Raw genomic sequence first — 689 nt, forward strand, 5'->3', positions numbered from 1 at the left:
GACCGCGCAACTCTTCAGAAGATTCTCATGGCGCTGGGGCAATTGGAGGATTTATTGCCTTGCTCGTGGCTCCTTTTGCAGCGATGCTGGTGCAAATGGCGATTAGCCGTACACGTGAATATGCTGCAGATCGGAGAGGGGCTGAAATATGTGGTAATCCTTTATGGTTGGCTTCCGCATTGCGTAAGATTGCTGATGGGGGACGTGGGGTATATAATGAAGAAGCAGAGCATAATCCAGCAACAGCACATCTATTTATTATCAATCCTTTGAGCGGTGAGGGAGCGGATAGTCTTTTTTCAACACATCCTGCAACGGCAAATCGTATTGCTGCTCTTTATCGGCAAGCAGAAGAGATGAAAGGGGTTCTTGCTGAAAATGGGGGATGGAATGAAGAAGGCAGTATGAATAAAAAAAGCAATGATGAGATGAATTATGGAGATTTTCGCAGTGGTCAGGCTTATGCATCAGGAGAGCAAGAAAACAGCACTTTTCAGCGTATGACAAAACGTCCTTCTTGGCTTCGTTATGATAATTCAAAAAGATCTCGTTCATAGAATTTTTTGAGAAGATTTCTGGGAGTTCTTGAGAAAACAGTGATATAAAGGTTGTTGTTTTGAAACACAAAAAAGCGGGGCATGTGTCTGAAAAAAATGTTCCAGGATTAGCTGTTCGGCAGGTGTGTGTGC

1 protein-coding gene is annotated in these 689 nt (G+C 43.7%); it reads left to right on the plus strand.

Features of this window, described 5'->3' with window-relative positions:
• A partial coding sequence (locus ACFIO3_RS14815; protein WP_375704751.1) for a M48 family metalloprotease occupies nucleotides 1–557 on the plus strand: 557 nt, incomplete at its 5' end.
• Nucleotides 558–689: the final 132 nt, after the last annotated feature.

Source organism: Bartonella sp. AD328YNZD, from assembly GCF_042196425.1.